Source organism: Archangium lipolyticum (assembly GCF_024623785.1).
Lineage (GTDB): Bacteria > Myxococcota > Myxococcia > Myxococcales > Myxococcaceae > Archangium > Archangium lipolyticum.
This window is the reverse complement of sequence record NZ_JANKBZ010000012.1, coordinates 315421-332591: the sequence shown is the minus strand read 5'-3', so window position 1 is coordinate 332591 and position 17171 is coordinate 315421. Positions and strand designations below refer to the sequence as shown.

General features: G+C 69.2%; 11 protein-coding genes. 5 read left to right on the top strand and 6 right to left on the bottom strand.

The features are described from left to right. Positions 1 to 230 precede the first annotated feature (230 nt). Together NR810_RS26165 and NR810_RS26160 are read right to left on the bottom strand one after the other, a co-directional pair. Complete coding sequence (locus NR810_RS26165) at positions 231 to 2072, bottom strand: cellulase family glycosylhydrolase (RefSeq protein ID WP_257456278.1); 1842 nt, start codon at positions 2070 to 2072, stop codon at positions 231 to 233. A gap of 230 nt (positions 2073 to 2302) precedes the next feature. After that, entirely contained in the window at positions 2303 to 3178 is an 876-nt protein-coding gene (locus tag NR810_RS26160; RefSeq protein ID WP_257456277.1) for a LysR family transcriptional regulator, read from the bottom strand. 114 nt (positions 3179 to 3292) lie between these two features. Here NR810_RS26160 and NR810_RS26155 point away from each other — a divergent pair, with 114 nt between their 5' ends. Next, the gene (locus NR810_RS26155; RefSeq protein ID WP_257456276.1) at positions 3293 to 3904 is read left to right on the top strand and encodes a hypothetical protein; all 612 of its coding nucleotides are present in this window, start codon (positions 3293 to 3295) and stop codon (positions 3902 to 3904) included. A 10-nt stretch (positions 3905 to 3914) separates the two neighbouring features. Here NR810_RS26155 and uvrA read toward each other — a convergent pair whose 3' ends face one another. Then, on the bottom strand, positions 3915 to 6788 hold the full coding sequence (gene uvrA / locus NR810_RS26150) for an excinuclease ABC subunit UvrA (RefSeq protein ID WP_257456275.1): 2874 nt from the start codon (positions 6786 to 6788) through the stop codon (positions 3915 to 3917). A gap of 176 nt (positions 6789 to 6964) precedes the next feature. Here uvrA and NR810_RS26145 point away from each other — a divergent pair, with 176 nt between their 5' ends. From NR810_RS26145 to NR810_RS26130, 4 genes are all read left to right on the top strand, one after another. After that, complete coding sequence (locus NR810_RS26145; RefSeq protein ID WP_257456273.1) at positions 6965 to 7861, top strand: DMT family transporter; 897 nt, start codon at positions 6965 to 6967, stop codon at positions 7859 to 7861. Between the two features lie 266 nt (positions 7862 to 8127). Then, positions 8128 to 11091: a choice-of-anchor D domain-containing protein gene (locus tag NR810_RS26140; protein ID WP_257456272.1), complete on the top strand. Its 2964-nt coding sequence runs from the start codon at positions 8128 to 8130 to the stop codon at positions 11089 to 11091. Positions 11092 to 11214: 123 nt separating this feature from the next. Beyond that, positions 11215 to 12123 carry a metallophosphoesterase family protein gene (locus NR810_RS26135; RefSeq protein WP_257456271.1) on the top strand — a complete coding sequence of 303 codons (909 nt, stop codon included), beginning with the start codon at positions 11215 to 11217 and terminating at the stop codon, positions 12121 to 12123. Continuing rightward, complete coding sequence (locus NR810_RS26130) at positions 12124 to 13440, top strand: glycosyltransferase (protein WP_257456270.1); 1317 nt, start codon at positions 12124 to 12126, stop codon at positions 13438 to 13440. Between the two features lie 6 nt (positions 13441 to 13446). Here the strand turns inward: NR810_RS26130 and NR810_RS26125 are convergent, their stop codons facing one another. The 3 genes from NR810_RS26125 to NR810_RS26115 form a co-directional block, all read right to left on the bottom strand. Then, positions 13447 to 14031, bottom strand: coding sequence for a hypothetical protein (locus tag NR810_RS26125; protein ID WP_257456269.1), 585 nt, complete (start codon positions 14029 to 14031; stop codon positions 13447 to 13449). Between the two features lie 55 nt (positions 14032 to 14086). Continuing rightward, positions 14087 to 15016: a DUF2381 family protein gene (locus NR810_RS26120; RefSeq protein ID WP_257456268.1), complete on the bottom strand. Its 930-nt coding sequence runs from the start codon at positions 15014 to 15016 to the stop codon at positions 14087 to 14089. Positions 15017 to 15106: 90 nt separating this feature from the next. Beyond that, positions 15107 to 17167: a serine/threonine protein kinase gene (locus NR810_RS26115; RefSeq protein WP_257456267.1), complete on the bottom strand. Its 2061-nt coding sequence runs from the start codon at positions 17165 to 17167 to the stop codon at positions 15107 to 15109. Positions 17168 to 17171 lie beyond the last annotated feature (4 nt).

Here is a 17171-nt window from a genome sequence, read left to right as displayed (position 1 = left end):
TGGCCCACAACGTCAGCCGCCTGCTCACCCGCCGCAGGCTTTTGTGCGTCTACTTCCTGCTGCCTGCTTCCCCGGCCTGCGACGAGCCTCCAGAGCTATTCTGATCAACCCTGTGGTCGGACCAGTTCAGGCCGACTGCGACCGGAGGGTGTCCCTCGCAACGCGGCTGGGACCTCTACCGACCATGTCCAAGAATTTCGTGGACAGTCGAACCCGTCGCTGCTCAGGCGTCAGCCGCCGAACGCGGCCGACGCCCACGCCGCCAGTTCGGCCCTTGCTGCCTCCAATGACGTGCCACCCGCGCCGTTGGTCACCAGCGCGAAGTGGAGGTTGGAGTCCCGTGTCGAGAGCAAGAGCCGGTTCACGCCCGTGACGCCCGGTTCCGCCGCCGCGGCCACCGACTCGGCGCCGGTGTACGCGGGCACACCCCTGACCGAGCCGAGCGAGCTCACCACCGTCGTCGCGCCCGGCGCGAACGACGCGGGCAGGTGCAGTTCGGTGGGCGCCGTGCCGCCGTTGGACCGCCACACCAGCACGCCGAACTGCCCCGTGCCAACCAGTGCGCGTACCGCGGGCATCGTGTCGGGAATCTTGTTCCACGTCAGCACGGTGCTGCCGTCGCGCGCTCGGTCCTCGTAGGTGAACGCCGCCGTCGTGCCCGCCACGGCGCGCGGGAACAGCCGGTCTACCAGGCGTTCGTCCACGGTCAGGGCGGCGGTGCCGTCGTCGTCGACGTGCACGGCGGAGAAGTGCTCGTCGTTCATCGCGTCTCCGTCGGTGCGAACCTTGTCGGGGTTGTCGTTCATCAGCTCGTGGTGCCGGTCGTAGTTGACGTCCCAGTGCCACTGGCTGCCCGACAGCACCGGACCGGACGACGCGGCCGACGCCCACCACTGCGTGCCGGACAGGCGCGAGTCGAGGCCTTGGTGCATGGCCTTGAGCACGGTGGACTTCTTGTCCGAGGTGTTGCCGTCGACCGGGTGCCCGTACTCGGTCACGATGCCCGCCGTGCCCAGGGCACGCGCGCGGTCGCGGATCTTGTTGAAGTCACCGGTGTACTGCCCGTCGCCGGCCTTGCCTGGCATCAGCACGCCGGACTGTGCCTTGCCGTCGTAGAAGTGCGCGTTGAACACGTAGCGCTGCCCGAGCGCCGGCACGTCGGTGAACCCGCCGGGTTCGGCGAAGAAGTCGACGTTCTGGTTCCAGAACACCAGCGGCTCGACGAACGCGGGCTTGTCCGCCCAGCCGACCTGGTCCATGCGTGCCCGGAACTGCTGGTGGAACGGCCACAGCAGGTCGCGCTCCCACTCGATACTGTCCTGGCCGGAGTCGTAGCGGCCGGCGTAGGGCTCGTTGAGCGGATCGACGCCCACCACGAGCCGGAAGGCGTCGGCGGACAGCCGCGACTTCACCCGCGCCATCGCTTCGCCGGCCGCGTACAGGAATTCGTCGCGGATGCGGATCGGCCCGGCGGAGGTGGTCACCTCGCGGTTGTGCCAGAAGTCGTAGGTGGCGGCGGTGACGGCGTTGTTGTTCTTCATGTTCTGGCCCCAGTGGAAGCACAGGCCGCACGACTCGCGCGGGTAGCCGCCCGCGCGCACCACCCACTCCGGGGCGCCGTCGCCGGTGTACCAGCTGTCGCGGTTGAACAGGTGCCGCGAGTACAGGTCCTGGTGGAAGTCCAGGAGGACGCGGATGCCCTGGTCGGTGAACGCGCTGATCTGTTCGGCCACCTTGTCCAGGTAGGCGAGGTCGATGTGGCGGGGCTCGGGTTCGATCCACGCCCAGGTGAGCAGGAAGCGGACCGCGTTCGCGCCGGTCAGCCGCCGCATCGCCGCAGCGGAGGACCGGGCGTCGGCCGTGCTCGCGAACGGCAGGCCCTGGTACTCGGCGAGCTTGGCCGTACCGGAAACGTTGAACCCCCGCAGCACCACCTCACGGCCATGCTGATCGCGGAACGCGCCGTCGGCGACGTGCACCGCGGCGTCGTCGAACCAGAGGCGGTCCGCCGCACCGGCAGGAGTCACCAGCGACATGAGCAGGAGCACCAGGAAGAGCACCGATCGCTTCACCGAAGTCACCCCCTACGCCTGATGAAGATGAGTGTTTCGTATCAAGCGTAGCAGCTCAGCTCGGGTTTCATACTTTCTAGCGGCGAACAGGCAGCGGCATCCGGCACCCATGGCACGGCCTCCAGCGACTCCCGCTTCGCCACCAGCACGGACACGCGTGCCAGGGCGGCGTACGGCCAGGGGTCTCTTGGTTGTCTTCGCTGCGCAGTCCACCGGGCTCAGCCCGGGGCTCACGTGACGCGAAGCCGCTCCAGCAGGAACATCCGCAGCGCGGTCACTCGGGGAGGCAATGACCTGGAAGGGCGGGACACGAGGAACAGCGGTGCACCAGCGAGGTTCACCGAGGGCAGTACCCGCATGAGCGAGCCCGCTGCCACATCCTGATTCGCGAGGAACGTTGGCAGCACCGCCACACCCCCACCCGCGCGAGCCACTGCCACGAGCAGTCCGAAGTCCTCACAGTCCACGGCCGCCGGCACGGGCTTCCGTCCCAGCGGACGCACCGAGAACGAGCGCTGCCCGGGGTCGGGCACGGGCCACAGCCCTTCATGCGCCGCGAGGGCTTCGAGGCTCGTTGGCACGCCCCGGCGCTCGAGGTACGCGGGGGCCGCGAAGAAACCGGCCGTCAGCTCCCCCAGCTTCCGCGCCACCACCGAACCCGGCCCCGGCCGCCCCACACGTAGCGCGAGATCCACCTCGTCCCGCACGAGGTCCACCAGTGCCTGTTCCAGCCGGACCCGGACCCGCACCGCCGGGTACTGCACGCGGAAGGCCGCCAGCACGGGCGCGAGCAGGGCCCTCCCCACGTCGGGCGTCGCCGTCACCACCACCTCCCCCTCCGGCGCCGAGCGCTGATCCGGCACCAGCCGGAGCGCCTGCTCCAACTCTCCCAGTAACGGTGCCACCCGGGCCGCGAGCGCCGCGCCCTCCGCCGTCAACCTCACCACCCGTGTCGTCCGGAGGAGCAGCGGCGTCCCCAGCGTCTCCTCCAGCGCCCGGATGGAGCGGCTCACCCTCGACTTGTCCATCCCGAGCCGCTTCGCCGCCGCCGTGAAGTTGCCCGTCCGCGCTACCGCCTCGAAGGTCCTCAGGAGGTTCAGATCCATTGTTGTCAGAATCGCATCATTCCGTTGTCCGCTTCACGGATTGTTGCGCGGTCCTCGTCCCACTACACCTCGTGGACAGGTGCCAGACACGGCACCCCTCGAAAGGACCTGACCATGAAGAAGCTCCTCGCCTGCTGCCTCGTGCTCACCGCCTGCGCGTCGTCAACGACGGCGGTGCTTCCCCCCTCCGCCGGAAACGAGCCGCGCCCGGACCTGGTGCTCGTGTGGGTCGGCCACGGTGAGGCCGAGCGGCTCGAGGGGGGCACGTGGAAGCGCGCTCCCGCCTTCGACTACGAGTTCTCCGTGGAGCAGCGCCGCTTCGGTGACCACTGGGAGTCGGTGAAGCACCTCCACCGCCGTCACCCCGGTTACGACGGCAGCGCCGGGCCGCGTGATCAGACGATGTTCTTCCGGCTCGACTTCACGCCGGCCGCCAACGGCGTGCACGCCACCATCCAATCGACGCTGGGCCAGGGGCAGGGAGAGAGCGATCGGGAGTTCCGCGAGGCCCGGCTGGAGATGCATCCGGAGATCAGCTCCATGGCTCCCTTCAACCTGTACCGCATCACCCAGCATTACGCCTACGAGTCCGCCACGCTCACGGAGACCGTGGAGCTCGTCAAGCGGACGGGCGGCACCGAGACGCCCTGGGTGCGCAACCAGGAGACCGCGACCCTGTTCGCGACCCACCGTTTCGACGCCGCCCCGACCGTCTGGACGAAGTGAGGCGGGCGGCTCAGGCCGCGGTGCCGGGCCTGCGGCCCACGCGGTGCCTGCGAGACTTCGTCAGCACGTGCTTGAGGTAGCGCCCGGTGTGGCTCTCCTTCACCTCGGCCACCTGCTCCGGCGTGCCCGTGGCCAGCAGCTGGCCGCCGCCCGCGCCGCCCTCGGGGCCCAGGTCGATCACCCAGTCCGCGCTCTTGATGACGTCCAGGTTGTGCTCGATGACCAGCACCGTGTTGCCCGCCTCCACCAGCCGGTTGAGCACGTGCAACAGCTTGCGGATGTCCTCGAAGTGCAGGCCCGTGGTGGGCTCGTCGAGGATGTAGAGCGTCCGGCCCGTGGCCACGCGCGCCAGCTCGCGCGCCAGCTTGATGCGCTGGGCCTCGCCGCCCGACAGCGTGGGCGAGCTCTGCCCCAGCCGGATGTAGCCCAGGCCCACGTCCTCCAGCGTCTGCAGCACGCGCATGATGTCCTTGTGCGCGCTGAAGTGCTGCATCGCCTCGCGCACGCTCATCTCGAGCACCTCGGCGATGTTCTTCCCCTTGTAGAGCACCCGCAGCGTGGCGTCGTTGAAGCGCTTGCCGTGGCACACCTCGCACGGCACGTACACGTCCGCCAGGAAGTGCATCTCCACCAGCTTCACGCCATCGCCCTCGCACGCCTCGCAGCGTCCGCCCTTGATGTTGAAGGAGAAGCGGCCCGGCGTGTACCCGAAGGCCCGCGCCTCCGGCGTCATCGCGAACACGTCGCGGATGGAGTCGAACAGCTTCGTGTACGTGGCCGGGTTGCTCCGGGGCGTCCGGCCGATCGGCCGCTGGTCGATGTCGATGACCTTGTCCAGGTTCTCCAGCCCGGTGATGGCCTTGTGCTTGCCCGGCACCTCGCGGCTCTCGTACAGGGCGCGCGCGGCGGCGGGGTAGAGGATCTCATTGATGAGCGTGGACTTGCCCGCCCCGGACACGCCGGTGACGGCCACGAACAGCCCCAGCGGGATGTCCACCGTCACGTCCTTGAGGTTGTTCTCCTTCGCGCCCTGGATGGTCACCTTCGTCTTGCCGGGAACGCGCCGCTGCTCGGGGATTTCGATCTCCTTGCGGCCGGAGAGGTACGCACCGGTGGAGCTCTTCTCGTTCTCCATCACCTGCGCCGGAGTGCCCTCGGCCACCACCTGGCCGCCCAGCTCACCCGCGCCCGGCCCGAAGTCGACGAGCCAGTCCGCCTCCTCCATCGTCTCCTCGTCGTGCTCCACCACGACGACGGAGTTGCCCAGGTCGCGCAGCCGCTTCAGCGTGGCCAGCAGCTTGCCGTTGTCCCGTTGGTGCAGGCCGATGGACGGCTCGTCGAGGATGTAGATGACGCCCGTCAGCTCGCTGCCCATCTGCGACGCCAGGCGGATGCGCTGGCTCTCTCCGCCGGACAGCGTGGACGCCGTGCGATCCAACGTCAGGTACGCCAGGCCCACGTCCTCCAGGAAGCCCAGGCGGCTGCGGATCTCCTTGAGCAGCTCGGTGGCGATCTTCCGCTCCGTCTCCGTGAGCTGCATGTCCTTGAGCCAACGCAGCGCGTCGCCGATGGTCTGCCGGCTCAGCTCCACGATGGAGCGCCCGTGCACCTTCACCGCGCGGCTCTCCGGCTTCAGGCGCGCCCCGTCGCACGTGGGGCACGGCTTGTCGCTGAAGAACTTCTGGTAGTAGGTGCGCATCGCCTCGGACGTGGTCGTCTTGAAGCCGCGCATCAGCTTGTTGACGAGGCCCTCCCACTCCATCTCGTAGCGGCCGCCGTCGCCCCACTGGACGGTGAAGCGCTTGCCCTCGGCGCCGTACATGATGATCTTCTTCGCCTTCGCCGGCAGCTTCGCGAAGGGCGTGTCCAGATCGATGTCGAAGGCCCCGGCCAGGCTCTCCACGAAGTCCGCCGTCCAGCCCTCGCCCTTGTTCATGCCGCTGGCCCACGGCTCCACCGCGCCCTCGCGCAGGCTGCGCGAGGGGTCCGGGACGATCCGGTCCGGATCCATCTCCGCCTTGGTGCCCAGGCCGTTGCAGTCCGGGCACATGCCCAGCGGGTTGTTGAAAGAGAACGAGGAGGGCGACAGCTCGCCGAAGGACAGGCCGCACGCGTGGCACGCGTTGAGCTCGCTCATGATGCGGTCGCTCGACGGGTTGCCCGTCTCGTCCGTGAGGATGAGCATGCCCTTGCCCTCGCGCAGCGCCGTCTCCACCGCGTCCGTCAGGCGCGTGCGGATCTCCGGCTTGAGCACCAGCCGGTCGATGACGAGCGCGATGTCGTGCTTGGACTTCTTGTCCAGCTCGATGCGCTCCTCGAGGCTCTTCACCTTGCCGTCCACGCGCGCCCGCGAGAAGCCGCGCTTCTGCGCCTCGGCGAGGATGTCCTTGTGCTCGCCCTTGCGGTTGGTGACCACGGGCGCCATCACCATCACCTTGGTGCCCGCGGGTGACTCCATCAGCGTGTCGACGATCTGCTGGGCGCTCTGCTTGCCCACGCGCTTGCCGCAGTTGGGGCAGTGCTGCACTCCCACCGAGGCGAAGAGCACGCGCAGGTAGTCGTGCACCTCGGTGACGGTGCCCACCGTCGAGCGCGGGTTGTTGCTCGCCGCCTTCTGCTCGATGGAGATGGTGGGCGACAGGCCGCGGATGGTGTCGTACTTGGGCTTCTCCATCTGCCCCAGGAACTGCCGGGCATAGGCGGAGAGGCTCTCCACGTAGCGGCGCTGGCCCTCGGCATAGAGGGTGTCGAACGCCAGCGAACTCTTCCCGGAGCCGGAGACGCCGGTGAACACCACCAGCTTCTTCTTCGGAATCTCCAGGGAGATGTTCTTGAGGTTGTGCTCCTTGGCTCCGCGGATGGAGATGACGTCGGGCTCGGACATGGGGCGGGGTCTACACCACTGAAAGGGCGCTCAGGTAGGGGGAAAGCGAGGGGCGGGGCTTGAATGGTCCTGAACGGATGGATTTTCAAGGCCCATCCCCCCACCGGCCGGCGGGGCAGCGGGCAGGCGGGGCGGGGCTGGGGACCTGGGCCCTTCCGGAGTAGGGTGCCGCCGCCATGCCCCCCATCCCCGAGCGCTTCCGCGGCTCGCCCCTGCTCGTCGTCTCCAGCCTGCTCTTCGCCTTCATGGCCTTCTTCGCGCGCTCGGTGGCGGGCCGTCTCTCGGTGGGACAGGTGGTGTGCGCGCGCTTCGCCATCGGGCTCGTCTTCCTCGCGTTCTACTTCCCGCTCACCGGGCAGCGGCCACGCATGGGCCGGCCCGGGTTGTGGGCCCTGCGAGGCCTCTTCGGCGGTGGCTCCGTCTACCTCTACTTCATGGCCATCGACCGGATCGCCGTGGGGCCCGCCTCGCTGCTCAACTCCTGCTGGCCCCTCTGCGCGGCCATCCTCGGCATCTTCATATTGGGCGAGCGGGTGAACGGGTACCTGGCCACCGGGCTGGTGGCCACCACGATGGGCGCGGGGCTCGTCATCTGGAGCACGGTGCAGGACGGGGTGGGGCTCACGCTGGGCACCGGGGCCCTGGCCGGGGCGCTCTCCGCCGTCCTCAGCGGCGCGGCCGTCATCGCCCTGCGGGCCCTGCGTGGCGACACCGACGCCGCCTCCATCTTCCTCTCCTTCTGTTTCTTCGGGCTGCTGTTCGGCCTGCCCTTCGCCGTGCAGGACTGGCGTCCTCTCACCTGGGACATGCTGGGGCCGCTGCTCGGCGTGGGCCTGGCTTCGGTGGCCGCGCAGATGATCTTCACCTACGCCATGGGCTACGTGACGGCGGCCGCCGGTGGCATCACCACCCAGCTCACCCCGGCCTTCTCCTGGCTGCTCGGCGCGCTGCTGCTGGGCGAGCCCCTCCAGCCGCTCGCCATGGTGGGTGCATTGGTGTGCACGGGTGGCGTGCTGTGGGGAACGGGCCTGGCACCTCGCCTGTTCCTCCCAGCTTCCCGACCTTCACCCTGAGCGGGGAGTTCGTGTTTCCCTTTCCTGTCTCTGTGTGTCCCGGTTTTTTCCCGTTACCTGGTGGGCATTCCGGAAGACTTTTCAGGGTGGATCGAGCGCCGGGCTGCTCGTTTCCACTCTTGGTCCAATAGTTTTCCCTGTAGTCCCGCGACTTGTCGCGTCAGTGGGGTCTGAGCTTCCCCAGGCCCCGAGGTTGCAGAGGCCCTCACCCCAGGTGTGGCTGGAGATCGCGCGGGTGGTGTGTGCGCCGATCCGGGGAGGCTTCGATGTTTGAATTGCGCTGGGTGTGCATGGCGGCGTGTTTGTGGGCCTTGATCGGGGTGGGGTGCGATCGGCCTTCGTCGCATCGCGCCGAGTCGGGGCTGGTGGCCTCGCCCGAGAAGATCGAGTTCGGCCTGTCGGCGGTGGGTGTTTCCAAGACGATGAAGGTGCGGCTGGTGAACCAGGGCCGCGCGGCCTTCACGGTGCACGGCGCCACCGCGACCCTGCCCAACGTGGAGGTGCTGCCCTTCGAGTCCTTCGAGCTGAAGGCGGGCGGTGAGCGCGAGCTGGAGGTGCGCTTCACGCCGGACGTGGAGGGCTCGGTGCAGGGCATGCTGGATGTGCTCACGGACGCCGACAACGCGGGCAAGGACGGCGTGGCGCACCTGGGCGTGGCGGGCCAGGGTGTGAAGGCGTGGGTGGAGGTGAAGACGGCGCAGATCGACTTCGGCAACGTGGAGCTGGGCACCGTGGCGGTGCGCGAGCTGGTGGTGCGCAATCCCACCCGGGTGGAGAGCCCGGTGCGCCTGGACATCGACGGGGCGGACGCGGACGAGTTCGGCTCCAGCGACGCGGGAGCGGCCTTCACGCTCAAGCCGGGCGAGCAGCGCGCGCTGCAGCTCTCCTTCCGGCCGGAGCGGCTGGGCTCGGCCCAGGGCCTGGCGCGCGTGGGCGTGTGCCCCACGTGCGAGCCGGTGGTGGTGACGCTGGCGGGGGCCGGCATCGCCTCGAAGCTGGAGGTGACGCCCCTGCGGGTGGACTTCGGCCGGGTGGCGCTGGGCGCCGTCGCCGAGGAGCGCATCACCATCCGCAACCTGGGCACCGAGCCCATGTCCTGGGGCGGGGTGAACCTGCTGGACAACGTGAGCGGGGCCTTCCGCGTGGTGAGCGCGCCCACCGTCTCGGGCAACGTGCTCGCTCCAGGCGCGGTGGTGGAGGTGCGGGTGGGCTTCTCGCCGACGGCCAGCGGCCCCGTGCGCGAGGCGCGTCTGGAGCTGGACGTGCGGCCCCTGGGCACCTCGAACCCGGGGCCCAAGGTGGCGCTCCTGGGCGAGGGTGGCACCTCGTGCGTGGTGCTGCAGCCGGATCCGCTCGACTTCGGCGTGGTGGCCGAGGGCATGAGCGCCACCCGGGACGTGCAGGTCATCAACCGCTGCCGCAACGACGTCCTGCTGAGCGACCTGAAGCTCAACACCAAGAAGGGGGGCTACTTCCTGCTGACGCAGGCGCCCACCAGCCTGCCCATCCCCATGGGACAGACGGCCACCGTGCCCATCACCTTCATGCCACGCGCGGGCGTCGGCGGGGGTGAGGCGGAGCTCGTCGCCAGGCTCCTCAACGGGCGCAGCACCTCCACCGAGGTGGTGAAGGTGGTGGGGACGGGCAAGGTGTTCTCGCCCTGCCAGTACCGGGTGGAGCCGGCCCGGGTGGAGTTCGGCAACGTACCGGTGGGCTCGGAGGTGACGCTCGCCGTGGGGGTGCGCAACGTGGGCTCCTCCGAGTGCTACCTGGCCGGGATGCAGATCGCCGAGGGCTCGGACGAGGCCTTCCGCGCGGACAAGACGGGCAACACCGTGCTCCAGCCGGGGCAGCGGGCCCTGCTGCTGGCGCGCTTCAAGCCGGGCGCGGAGGGCGAGTTCTCCGGAATCGCGGAGGGCTGGGTGAACCACCCGAGCAACGGCCACCTGACGGCGCAGCTGCACGGCCGCGGTGTGCAGGGGTGCTTCTCCGTGCAGCCCACCAACCTGGACTTCGGCGTCACCCGGCTCACCTGCGGTCCGAAGGAGCGCGAGCTGGTCGTCTACAACAAGTGCGCCGGCCCCACCACGCTCGTGGGCCTGGGCCTCGACGGTGACGCCAGCGACTTCAAGGTGTCGCACGGCTTCCTCTTCCCGCAGGTGCTCGCCGCCAACAGCGTGTCGCGCGTGAAGGTGACGTACGAGCCCCAGGGGGATGGGGACGACGCCGCCGCCATGCGGTTCGACCTGGGCACGGGCACGCCCTACACCGTGGGCCTGGTGGGCAAGGGCGTCCTCAAGAACGAGCAGACGGATCAGTTCGTCCAGCAGTCGCTGTCCAAGGTGGACGTGCTGTTCCTGGTGGACAACTCGGGCTCGATGATGGACGAGCAGCAGAACCTGGGTCAGAACTTCGCGGCCTTCCTGACGCACGCGGCGAACACGGGCGTGGACTACCACATCGCCGTCACCACCACGGGCCTCGAGCGCTCCTCGGGTGGTTGGGCGATGTGCCCCGGTGGCGCCGAGGGCGGTGAGAACGGCCGCTTCTTCCCCGTCGACAACTCGTCGCCTCGCATCATCACGCCCACCACGCCGGCGGCCGACTCCGTCTTCGCGCGCAACACCAACGTGGGCGTGTGCCACTGGAACGAGCAGGGCCTGGAGGCCATGTACCGCGCCCTGGCGGATCCCCTGGTGTACAACGTGGATGATCCGCGTACCCCGCAGGTGCTGGACGGCAACTCGGGCTTCCTGCGCGAGGAGGCCAAGCTGGCCGTCATCGCGCTGTCGGACGAGGAGGACTTCTCGCCGCAGCCGGTGTCCTTCTACGAGACGTTCCTCCTGGGCCTGAAGGGGGGAGACCGGAGCAAGGTCGTCTTCTCCGCCATCGTCGGGCCGGGGGACCTGAGTGTGTGCCCCAAGGCCAGCAGCTCCGGCAGCCGCTACATCCAGCTCGCCCAGGACACGGGGGGCGTGGTGGAGAACATCTGCACGCCCAACTGGGCCGACTCGCTGGAGAAGATCTCCGAGAACGCCTTCGGCCCCAACCGCACCTTCCCGCTGAGCGAGACGCCGTCGGACCCCTCGCGCATCGTGGTGAAGGTGGATGGCGTGGAGGTGAAGACCGGGTGGGTGTACGACCGGAACACCAACACCCTCGTCTTCGACAGCGAGACGGCGCCTCCGCCCGGGGCGTCCGTGGACATCACCTACCCGGTGGGCTGCTAGGACCGGGGGACCGGGATCTCGGAGAGGGACGCTCCCACAGGGGGCGTCCCTTTTCCTATTTGACACAGCGCGGGGAGAACCCACTCGACAGGGCGCGCGGGGCGGGGCAGGTTGGTAGGCACGATGCCTCCAGAATCCCTCCTGGTCGCCGGTGTGGGAGACATCCACGGGCGCTTTCAGCGCGTTGATGCGTGGCTCGACGCGCTGGCGGAGGCGCGGGGCCGTCCGGTGGACCTGGTGCTGGCGGTGGGTGACGTGGAGGCCTTCCGGCACGCGGATGACCAGAGGCGCAAGGCGACCAAGCGCGCCATGCCGGCCGAGTTCGCCGAGTACGCGGACGGGGTGCGGGCGATGAAGCGGCCGATGTACTTCATCGCGGGGAACAACGAGGACTTCGAGGCGCTGCACGACGCGCCGGACGGCTTCCAGCTCGCGCCGAACGTGCACTACCTGGGGCGGGCGGGCCTCAAGGAGCTGCACGGGCTGCGGGTGGGGTACCTGTCGGGCATCCACGCGCCGCGTTTCTACGAGCAGCCGCTGAAGAGGCCGCGCTCGCTCGACACGGCGAAGCAGGCCGGGTACTTCCGCGCGCCCGAGGTGGAGAAGGTGGCGGCGTTGCGGGACGTGGACCTGATGCTGGTACACGAGTGGCCGAGGGGCCTGCCGCAGCGGGCGCAAGAGCAGGGAGAGCCGCCGCCGGGCCGGACGCTGCCGTCGTACTGGATTGGCAACCCCATCACCCGGAGGCTGGTGGAGACGGTGCATCCGAAGTGGGTGCTCTGCGGGCACTCGCACCGGGCCTTCGCGGTGACGCTGGGGGCCAGCGGTGGGCGGGCGTCGACGCGTGTGGCCTGCCTGGACCAGGCGGCGCGGCCCGACGAGTCGGTGTTCTGGATGGAGTTCCGGGGCCGGGACGTGGTGTGTGCCGGGTGGGGTATTTCCGGAGAAGTGTCCTGGCGTGCCGGGGAGCCGTGGGGCCTGCGCTCGTTGCCAGCGCCCTCCGGACCCGAGCCCCTGGGGACGGGGTACTGAATGACGACGACATCGAAGTGGACCCTCTGGCCCAGGGAGTACCTGCGCCATTTCCAGTGGAAGCCTTCCCTGCGGTTCGTGGCGCTCACGTGGGGCTCGCGGGGAGACGTACAGCCCTTCGTCGCCCTCGGGACGGAGCTCATCCGCCGCGGTCACCGTGTGACGCTCGCGGCGAGGGCTCCCTTCCGCTCCTTCGTCGAGGAGAACGGGCTCGACTTCTTCGAGATGGAGGAGGACGGCACCGAGGAGCTGATGCACTCCCTCGCGAGCAGCGACGGAGGGCCGGGCGGGGTGAAGCTCTTCGCGTCGTGGCAGAGGCGCCTGGTGCCCTCGCAGTTCCGGCAGTTCTGGCGGGCGACGGAGGGGGCCGACGTCCTCCTCAACAACGCGGCCTTCACGAGCCCCGCGCTCCACATCGCCGAGCGGCGCGGCCTCCCCATCTTCCAGGCCTTCTTCGATCCGGGCTTCATTCCGACGCGGCGCCATTGCGTCTCGGACAACCGCCTCCAGCAGCGCAACGAGCTGCTCAACCTCGCCACCACGCGCCTGAAGAACATCGTTGGTGGGCTCTTCACGTGGGACCAGGTGAACGCGTGGCGGAGGGAGCAGGGGCTGCCGGTGGACCTGCTGGGTGAGTATCACCGTCCCGGACTCCTCTTCCGGTTGCCGGTGCTGGTGGCGTGGAGCCGGGAGTTGGTGGAGCGGCCCGATGATTGGCCCGAGTGGTTCTCCCAGACGGGGCGCTGGCGTCTGCCGACGCAGCAGCAGCCGGACGCGCGGTTGAAGGACTTCGTCGAGGCGGGAGCGCCTCCCGTCTACATCGGCTTCGGGAGCTGGGGCGTGCACGACAAGAAGGCCGTGACGGACGTGCTGCTCGAGGCCCTGCGCGTCACGGGTCAGCGGGGCATCCTGCACCGCAACACCGTGGACGGGCGGAGCTCGTTCCCGGCGGACGTGTACGTGGATGACAACCTGCCGCACGACTGGCTCTTTCCCCGGGTGAAGGCGGTCGTGCACCACGGAGGGGCCGGGACGACGGGGGCGGTGACCACGGCGGGCGTGCCCTCGGTGATCGTTCCGGCCTTCTTCGCACAGGATGTCTGGGGACACGTCGTGCGCGAGAAGGGCATCGGGACGATGCTGGCCAGACGTGAGCTGAGCGTGGAGCGTCTGGCTTCCGCGCTCCGGGAAGTCGATCGTCCGGAGGTTCGCGAGCGGGCCAGGGCACTCGGTACACGCGCCAGCAACGAGGGGGCCGAGGTGCTCGCCGCGGATGAGATTTCGCGGTGGTTGAAGGAAGCGGCGGCGGCTCGTTGAACCAGCTCACCAGCGATGCGGGGTGAAGAGGCAGTCGATGAGCTGCGCTTCGCCGGGTCCGTAATTGGCCGAGCGTGGGACGAGGTCCGGTACGGGGGTGAAGAGCGCCTCGTTGGACAGGCGGGTGAAGCCGAGGGTGGACTCGATGAGCCCGCAGAGCTTCGCCTCGTGCTCCTGGAACTCGGGGGGGACGGGTGGAAAGCGGAGCCAGCTCTTTCGTTCAGGGGGCGATGATCTCTGTGCGTGGGACGCGTAGAGGGCATACACCGGCGCGAGCTGGCTCAGCAGGCAAACGACACAGTCGTAATGGGGGGCATCTGGCATCGAGCCAGGGAGGGAGACCCGCACGCTGTTACAGGGCTCATGCCAGGGCACGGTCGTGTCCCAGACGTTGCAGTCGGGGAACTCCTGGACGACCCGCTGGGTGAATGCCTTCCAGGTTGGCGAAGGTTGCACGTTGGCTTGAATCAGCCGGGTGAGGCGTTGGCCCTCTTCTGATTCCTTGTATCGGGGAGCATCATTGCAAAGGCCGGAAGGGTAGTAGCAGTGAACGAGTTGAACGAGTGCGTCGGCGAACAGGTCCGGCTTCATGTATGGAAGTTCCTCGATCCTTTAAGTATAGCGGACAAGAGATTGATTTGGATTCTCAAGGGAACGTCACGCCACGGAGAGTGATGGTGCGTGGCCCGTTCGCCTCTCCCATGCGGAGGACATAGGCGCCCCGGGCCTGCTCCTCCGTGGCCTCCGCCTCCACCACCACGCGTCTCCTTCCTCCTGGAGGAAGGGGCTCCGGTTGCCACACGCGCAGCACCCGCAACGGCGCGCCGCCTTTGCCCACCAGCGTCACGCCTTCCGCGTCCACCGTCCAGGACTGGGCGCTTGTGTTCTCCACCGCCAGCGCCACCACCACCCGGCCTTCGGCACGGTAGCTGTAAGCATTGTTTCTCTTGAGAGCCTCTCCGGGAAGCTGTCGGGTGGTGTCGTAGATGTCCTGTGCCGCGATGCCTTTCTTGCCCACCAGCCCGGAGTCGATGAGCCCGGCAATGCCTCCGGGGCTCTTCTGCTCTGTCTGGGTTTGCGCCAGCCACGCTTCGCACCGCTCGGCCCGCTCGCGCTCCTGTCTCGCCTCCAGTTGAAAGGACTCGGCCGAGCGCGGCTCGCGGTACACATTCACCTGCGGCTCGGCCCGGGTGGGGTGCACCACCAACCGGAAGGTGACGCTCGCCGGCACCGCGCCATCCGCGAAGCGCACCGTGAGGAGTGGTTGCGTCCCCGGTGGCAGCGCCCCCGAAGGGAGGAACGTGACGATGCCCGTGGCCTCGTCCACTGTCATTGCCCGGAAACGCTCGCGCGCCTCCAGCACCACGCCTCCGCGCAGCAGCGGCGCGTTGAACACCAGGGTGGTGGTGAGGCCGGGGCTGATGCGCACCTCGTGCACCTGCCCGGAGCTGTCCGCTGTCAGCTCGAGGTGGCGAGCGGCTACGGCGTCCCAGATTTCGGACGAGGGCTCGGCGAGGACAGGCGTCGTGGCGAGGAGCGCCAGCAGCAGGGGGGCGGTGGGCAGCGGGCAGGGCATGGGTCGTACTACCTCCGGAGTGCTCTGGGAAACAAGCACCTCCTACGTCGCCCCTGCTCTTCCGTCCGCCCTCGTCCGCTGCCGGGCCCTCTACTCGAAACGCTCCACCGGCATGACGCCTTCGGAGTCTGAAATCAGCGCGGTGCCCGGCTTCTCGCCCGGCTTCACCTGCTTGCCCCCCACCCCCACGTCGCCGCCCCGGTCAACGAGCACCATGCAGACGGGGTACGTATGCCCATCCGGAGTGTGGAGTTGGGTGAAGCGGCCGTGGATGCGGTCCGTGCCGAAGAAGAGCGCCCCGGACACCATGGTGCCCGCGGGCACCTTCGTCGTGGGGTCTCTCAGGACGATTCGCATCGTGGTGCCCGGGCCCTCACGCACGGGAACGAAATTCTCCTCTCCCCTGTTCTGGTTGGGGAACAGGGCGGTTTCGCTCTTGCCGATGCGGAAGCCCAGCTCCTTCATGGTCTGCACCGAGTCGGGCGGGCACTCGGTGGGGGATGGCAGGGGCCGCACCTGGCGGACAGCCGTGGTGGTGGGGCCGGGGCAACCGGTGGCGAGGGCGCAGCCGATGAGGGCCGCCCCCGCCTTCGCGGCCGCGGAGCCCGAGTCCTTGGATGGCTGCTGCTGGGTGTCCTGGGGAGCCTTGCGAAGTGTCCTCACGCGCGTGTCCTGGGAGTGCGTCGCGCTGGCGACGGGCGCGGGGGTTGCCGCCACTTCGGGCGCCGCGCCGCCGTCACCTTCCAGCCGCCGCCACGGGGGCGCCACTTCCTTGCCACCCGGCTCCAGGGTGATGGGGTAGAACTCTGGCGGTAGGACGGCTCGGGGTGTCCCCACCGGTGAGGTCGTGGACATGGAGAGACGCGGCGGCGGGCCCACGGTGAGCCACATGCACAGCGCCAGCACCAGCGCCGCACCGGCGACTTGGAGCACCCGTCGCGAGCGCACGGCAGGCGCGTCCGGGGCACGCGGTCGCGCTGGCGTGGCGGGCGGCACGGTCTCCCTCGTGGGATCCTCGTCCGTGAGCGGAACCTCGGACCCAGGTGGCACCTCGACGCCCTCGGTGGACACCTCGTCTGGCGGACGCGGCTTGCCCCTCACCGGCCGCTGCGCATAGGAGGCCCGGCGCTCGTACAGCGCCAGCAGGTCCACCTCTCCCCCCAGCTCCTGCTGCCACGAGGTGGTGGCGTTGTGAGGACCCCAGGCCTCGCACAGTGGCACCTTCCACGCCTCGTCCGCCTGCTTCAGCACCTCCTCCAGCGCCGCCTCCACAGCTCGCGCGTCCGCGTACCTCTCCCCGGGCTGCTTGCGCAGCATGCGCCAGCACACCTCCCCCAGCGCCCTGGGCACTCGCGGGTTGAGCTCGTGTGGCACCCTCGGCTCCTGGTGCAGGATGGCGTGCACCAGCTCGCCTTCTCTTCCCCGGAAGGGCAGCCCTCCGGTGAGCAACTGGTAGAGCTCCACGCCCAGTGCCCAGAGGTCATCGCCCGGGCTGGCACGCGAGTCCTCCTCGCCGCGCCAGGCGCGCCACACCCGGGGGCTGAGATAGGGCCAGGTACCCGGCGGCATGGGACCCGTCACCACGGGAGCGCCCTCGTACGTGGCCACGCCGAAGTCCACCAGCGTCAGCCGGCCCTCGCCGTATACCAGCAGGTTGGGCCCCTTCACGTCCCGGTGGACGACTCCGGCCGCGTGCACCACCCCCAGCAACCGCGCGGCCTGGCGCACCAGGTCCGCCACCTCGAACGCGTTGGGGTTGTGCTCCCGGGCCCATGCGTCCAACGGTTGCCCGCGCACATAGGGTGTGACGATGAACAGGAAGCGAGGCTCTCGGGCGGGCCACAGGCCATGACCCTCCAGCGGCAACCCTCCCGCGCGCCACAGCTTCACCCGGACATCCAGCTCGCGCCAGGCCCAGGGGGCGGCATGTGGCAGGGAGATGAACTTCACCGCGAACAGCAGCTCCTCGCGCCGGGCGCGGAACACGGTGCCCTGGCCGCCGCTGCCCAGCGTGGCCTCCAGCCGGTATCCGGCCACCTCCATCCCCGCCTGGGGCAGGTGCTGCTCCGGTACGTCGTGCCGCCGGGGCGGGTGCGGCGGCTGACGCCGGGCTCTTTCATGTCCTGGCCGGGAAGGCTGGGCTCCGCTCATGCAC